The organism is Rhizobium sp. LjRoot30 (assembly GCF_964253915.1).
GTDB lineage: Bacteria > Pseudomonadota > Alphaproteobacteria > Rhizobiales > Rhizobiaceae > Metarhizobium.
The window spans coordinates 1-5189 of sequence record NZ_CAXUSG020000040.1; the positions used below are offsets into that span (position 1 = coordinate 1).

The following is a 5189-nucleotide window of genomic DNA, read 5'->3' on the forward strand; positions in this document are numbered from 1 at the left end:
GACCATTTGAAGGTAGGTAACGATAAATTCGCGGACATGCAGAGGCGCGATCGACATTTCTTGGGTGAGCGCACGTTCTCTGGTGCGCAACTCCCGCTTTAGCGGATCTCGTTCGCAGTCTAGTGAGAACGAAGGGTAGGGCGTGTTGCCGTGAACGCCTTTTAAGAGCTGGCGGCCGTGATAAGTGAATGGCCGCGTAAAGAGGTGGCGCTCGCCGGAAACGGCCAATAGGTAGACGAGTTCGGCGGACGGGGAAAAGCGGTCGGCCGCGGCGTACTCCGAACACCTGAAGCCCGCGTCAATCGCTGTGTCTATAAAATCGAATTTCGCAGGGCTGTTATCTGCTTCGAGCTCAAAGCCCTCGGTAACAAAGTCGACGTTCAATTCGGTGGATCGAATATCACCCCCATCAATCCGGAGGGTAACGGTATGGGGAGGCGAGCACGCCACCCACCCGGCACCTTTGATGTCCAAAGCCGCGGTACTGGCGTCCTCTTCTAATGTCTGCCCATAGTATGCCATGGCATCCAAAAACGCGTTTACACAACATGACAGGTGCTGCAGGCTATGGAGTCGGCAGCAAAAAACAATTTCATCCCCGACCAATTTCCATAGCTTCGGCGCCGTTTCTATAGTCAAGCCATCTTTTCGGCAGCTCACGCTGTCTGAATAGTAATTTTGCACTAGTTTTGGGAATTGAAGGTAAAATTGCTTAAATTTTTCGACCCACCCAGGATACATATCGCTGGTCATGGTGTCGCCGTTATTCTTGAAAGCGGTGGAATTTACTAGGTCTGCTGACAGAAACAATCGAACACGGTAATCAGGACACTCAATCAAGGCGTCAACCCATAACTGGAATATTCAATGACTGAGCGCGAACCGTAGCCGCGGCGATAGTGACTCCGAAAAGTGAAGCCACTCGTGCAAGCGATTCATGCTGGGCGAAAGCTTCTCTGAACTCTTCCTCCGGCATCATAAACGCTGCGGCAAACCAGTTTGCTTCCCATTCGCACCGTCTGAGTTCAGGCTTTCCTTCATCGACCCAGCGTGTGGCCTGCATGCCAAATTCAGCTCCCCTCAGCTCTTGAACCATAGGGAAATGTAGGAAAAAGTGGCCAAGCTCGTGGGCGATTGTGAAGCGATCCCGCCCAAGCGACGTAACGCTTGGCAAATAGATTTCGAACCTCCCTGAAGGCTCGACTCGGATTGCCTCCGGCCGCTCCTGTGTGCTGGGATTCCGATAGAGGACTTTTCCGCTAAGCATTGAAATGAGACGGTCGAACGCGTCTCCTGGCTCGAAACTCAAATTCCTGGCCAGTTCTTCTGCAAAGTTATGCACCGACGCTTTTGACGTTCCGGTCGGTATCGGGTCCAAATATTCAACCATGCTCCGTTCCCCACAAGTGGTACAGACGGCTCCTTGATACATGGTACAACGTCAACGAATTATCCACATGTCGCCTTGACTTTGTTTTGATGTGAGCTTTGCCCAATACCCTTTACATCTTTTCCGTGATTCGAACATGTACTTCGGTAACATAGGCCAAAAGCGCGTGTACGGGGCTATTGGACTCCTACGCGAGGTATCCAATTCAGACAGAAAAAAAACACTGCTCGCAGAAACGGAGAGATCAATGGAATTGCATCCGCCTTTGAAGCTTAAGCGTTTGGGAGATACTCTTCCTGGCGAACTCATTTTGGACGGCCGAGGGTACCTAGCTGTCAGCCTTGCGGAAGAGGAAGGCAACGTGGAGATCGGTTTGATACACGGCGCCGACCTCGGATGGCCCCAAATCGACCTCGCTAAGAGGGAGGATTTATGCGCTTCATATGGCAACGATTGGTTCATTGAGCTCAAGGTTGGACCGGAGTCGCTCCCCCATAAGGGCACAAATTATCAATCCCATTTTGGCACGATTTTTGTCGGGCTTGATCGCCTAAGCGTACTTTTCGGTCATTCGCCTAATCACGACGGCCCCAAAGCCGGGCAATTTTCGCTTCCAACTTTCCAGCGTGTATCCTTCGTTCACGAGGAAATCCCCCACACGTCGTGGACGATATGGGATTCTCGCACCAGTTTTTCGGAAGGATGGGAAGCCGGAAAACTGTGCACTGTCGAAGGACGCGTGCCGCCGCCAAAATAATCCTCTTACCGAATTAGACGTCATCCATGTGAAGTTCACCGGCACGGCATCGAAGGAGTCATGAGCGCTACCTAAAGAGGTGGCGAAACGGTTGCTTCGAATGCTGAGTCACGAACGAAAGTATCGTCAGCAAACCGACCGTCAGCGACATTCTCGGGGAACGATTATCGTTGGCGGCCAGATACTTTGTGAACGGCGCATTCCTCACATCAACGGTGACATGATACTCGCCAACCGCATCCCCTGAATACCCATAACCCGCGCCTCCCGCCTTGAAGTAGGGGATAATCCGGACTTCCTCGATGGAGTACACGCCCTTATCATCGGTCATATATGAGGTTTCGACCTCTTCACCAGCCGCGTTCTGATACTCAAGGCCAAAAACCAGCCGCTCCATTGCTGTCCTCGCATGCACTGCGTCCATACCAGTGACTTGGCGTGGGCGCTGTGATTTTCAAGCGACAAAGCCGCCAGGCGGACGTATTTCGCTTAGATGTTGTGAAACCCCTGGCCTTAGCCGACGTTTGAAGAGCGTCCTAACGTGTATAGCTTGCGCATGCCGTTGAGGCTCCAGCTCGGCAGCCCTCTATCCGGAACATCTCGCCACCGTGTCTCGTTCGACGTCGGTTCGGAGGTAGACATGAGCGACATCATTCGTGTGAATTTTAGAAAGAAATGGAGCGCGCCAGTTCGGCTGCGCCGAGGTATCTGGGTCCGCGAAGAGGTGCATGGACCGGCTGATGCTTTGCTGGTTCTAACGGACTGGCCTCGGGAAAAGGGTACGCTCCACAAGGCCGCCGTTCGTGTCTGTCGCGAATCCCTAACGGGTAAGGTGCCGCCGGCAGATGCTCGCGGCCTCTTTGTTGCGTGCTGCATGGACAGCGGTCTTCTCGCGTCAATGACTGAGTATGAGAGGTTGGGTATTTAGTTAACGCCGAGGAGGCTGTTTGCTCTCCGGCGCAGCGGCGTGATACTTATTCGGCATGGGAGACCAAGATGAAAAAGTCGGACAACATAGAGGGATTGCCGATCGATCGCGTCCAGGACGTTCTCGATCACCGCGCAACAAAGAAGAGGGCAAAGCTCGCCGTTCCAGCAAGCCAGTTGGTTTCTCTGCGAGTTGATAGCGACGTTTTGGCGTATTTCCGTTCAACCGGAGAGAACTGGCAAACGCGGATGAACGCCGCGCTACGGAAAGCCGCCAAGCTATAACTTTGGGCAACAAAAAAGGCCGGGCATAAATGCGCCGACCTTTCTCATCACCGCTTATCTACCAGTGCCAGTACATCCGTGGTCAAAAGCATCAGCGACACAGCACTGCGAGCGCAAAGCGCTCACCAGCAATGCCGATGACCGACATATAGGTGATCATTGTGTTCGAAAAAAGTTCTGGCAGGCGGAATGCAAAAACGCCAAGGCGCAACGGTAGTCTGCGCGGCCACTGATATAAGTGTCGATCCGGAAGCCCATGCCGACGGCCAGAACCCCAGTACAGCCAGAGTCGTTTCTCCCGGCGAAAGGATCTGCGCGCTGTGCGTTTCCATCCACGGCTAAGCGTGTGCCATGGGTGACTGCTTATAACCGCAGATCCAGGCATTCTCGTCCCCAAGCCAAATGAAGGACATCCGCAATTAGGACGAAAGCAATGACCACACGCTTTGAATTATTCCACGACGACGACGACACCTGGGCGATAATCGACAAATTCACGGGCTGGCTGGCGAAGAACGGCGATCAGCTTTATATGGGGATGGACGAAGAGAAGGCCAAAAACGTGGTGGAGGTTTTAAACTTCCTAGACGCAAGGAAGCGGCAGGCAAATGAATCAGGCGCGGCTTCCTGAAAGGAAAAACGCAGGCCGAAGACGCGAAATGCAGCTGGTGCAAGTCCGGGCGCTAAGACCAAATTTTTGCCGGGAACCATATCTTTGTTCCGAGGTTGGATACACCGCGGACTGGGGCGAGCTTCTCCGTCTCCGGAGAGTTTCCTGCTCGTCTCAGTTCCGCACCGTTGTGTTTTCGACCTGATTGCCCGGCCATGTGCCGGGCATTTTTCTTCCCATTGAAATCGGAACTTATGCACGTTCGTCTCGTTCTAGCCGCCAGGAAACGAGAAGGAGAAAATTATGAATCAGATTATCTGGATTGTCGGCGCCGTCGTCATCGTGCTCGCCATTCTGTCTTTCTTCGGCCTTCGGTGAGGAGGCAGCAATGGTTTTCAAGCCGGCCACATTTCACGAGCTTCCGCCGACCGTAGAAGTCGAGTTCCCCCCACAAGCAGTGCTGGAAACGGCTGTCGCCGACGCGCTCGGCAGCGATGGAGCGCTAGATGCGTCTGGCATTGCTGTCGTCGGGCGAGGATCGACGATAATCCTGACAGGATCTGTTTTAACGGAAGAAGAGGTGGTGAGGGCGGTTGAGGTAGCATCGCGTGTCGAGGGGGTGAAAAGGGTTGAAAGTCGACTTTCAGCACAATCGCCTGACCTAAGCTGGCGCGGCGAGCTACACTAAAGGAGGAAGTGATGAGAGCTAATGGTTTCGAGACCTACTCGCAGCTGCAGGATCACCTGGCGGAACTCGACGATGTGACGGTGACCGCGGCAGGCGAGCGCCCAGAACTTGCCAAGGACTGCAGTCATGAAGACCTCCGACGACAGATAGCTTGGCTAAGGCACGAAGTGGCTGAAATGCGGGCCGAACTTTCGGCGATCTCAGAGGTGAAGCTGGTAACGCCACCAGCAGATCGCTCTTGGTCGCAGATTGCAACAACGGCCGTCGTGACCTTCGTAATCGGCGCAATTGCGAATCGACTGCGCCTTGGGCTTGCCGGCGCTGTCGCGGCTCCGCTCGTGGCAGCTAAAATCGAAAAACAGATTTGGTAGGTGGTGCCCGCTGAATAAGCAGTGAAGCCGCCTTCGGCCTAATCGGCTGCGTGGCTGTCCAACAGTCATTGCGGAAAAAGATAACCCCGCTTCACGCGGGGTTAATTTTGGAGACAGGCCACTTAGTTCCAGTTTTGACGCCCATACCAGTCGTCAACGTC

The 5189-nt window shown here is 53.9% G+C and carries 9 protein-coding genes; 6 read left to right on the forward strand and 3 right to left on the reverse strand.

Features of this window, described 5'->3' with window-relative positions:
- Both ACSQ3I_RS27950 and ACSQ3I_RS27955 read right to left on the reverse strand, forming a co-directional pair.
- Nucleotides 1-753 (reverse strand): hypothetical protein (locus tag ACSQ3I_RS27950; protein ID WP_436004420.1); only part of this gene is annotated, 753 nt, incomplete at its 3' end.
- Nucleotides 754-844: 91 nt separating this feature from the next.
- Nucleotides 845-1390 carry an ImmA/IrrE family metallo-endopeptidase gene (locus ACSQ3I_RS27955; RefSeq protein ID WP_436004422.1) on the reverse strand — a complete coding sequence of 182 codons (546 nt, stop codon included), beginning with the start codon at nt 1388-1390 and terminating at the stop codon, nt 845-847.
- Nucleotides 1391-1637: 247 nt separating this feature from the next.
- Here ACSQ3I_RS27955 and ACSQ3I_RS27960 point away from each other — a divergent pair, with 247 nt between their 5' ends.
- Nucleotides 1638-2147 (forward strand): hypothetical protein, encoded by a 510-nt coding sequence (locus ACSQ3I_RS27960; RefSeq protein WP_436004424.1) that lies wholly within the window; start codon nt 1638-1640, stop codon nt 2145-2147.
- Nucleotides 2148-2214: 67 nt separating this feature from the next.
- Here the strand turns inward: ACSQ3I_RS27960 and ACSQ3I_RS27965 are convergent, their stop codons facing one another.
- Nucleotides 2215-2544, reverse strand: a complete 330-nt coding sequence (locus ACSQ3I_RS27965; RefSeq protein WP_436004426.1) for a hypothetical protein — start codon at nt 2542-2544, stop codon at nt 2215-2217.
- A 243-nt stretch (nt 2545-2787) separates the two neighbouring features.
- Between ACSQ3I_RS27965 and ACSQ3I_RS27970 the strand changes: the two genes are divergently transcribed.
- The 5 genes from ACSQ3I_RS27970 (at nt 2788) to ACSQ3I_RS27990 (ending at nt 5028) form a co-directional block, all read left to right on the forward strand.
- Nucleotides 2788-3075, forward strand: coding sequence for a DUF982 domain-containing protein (locus tag ACSQ3I_RS27970; RefSeq protein ID WP_436004428.1), 288 nt, complete (start codon nt 2788-2790; stop codon nt 3073-3075).
- Nucleotides 3076-3143: 68 nt separating this feature from the next.
- Nucleotides 3144-3359: a BrnA antitoxin family protein gene (locus ACSQ3I_RS27975; RefSeq protein ID WP_436004430.1), complete on the forward strand. Its 216-nt coding sequence runs from the start codon at nt 3144-3146 to the stop codon at nt 3357-3359.
- A 433-nt stretch (nt 3360-3792) separates the two neighbouring features.
- A complete protein-coding gene (locus ACSQ3I_RS27980) occupies nt 3793-3990 on the forward strand; it encodes a hypothetical protein (RefSeq protein WP_436004432.1) in 198 nt (65 codons plus the stop codon).
- 367 nt (nt 3991-4357) lie between these two features.
- Nucleotides 4358-4657 carry a BON domain-containing protein gene (locus ACSQ3I_RS27985; protein ID WP_436004434.1) on the forward strand — a complete coding sequence of 100 codons (300 nt, stop codon included), beginning with the start codon at nt 4358-4360 and terminating at the stop codon, nt 4655-4657.
- A gap of 11 nt (nt 4658-4668) precedes the next feature.
- Complete coding sequence (locus ACSQ3I_RS27990; protein WP_436004436.1) at nt 4669-5028, forward strand: hypothetical protein; 360 nt, start codon at nt 4669-4671, stop codon at nt 5026-5028.
- The last annotated feature ends 161 nt before the right edge of the window (nt 5029-5189 follow it).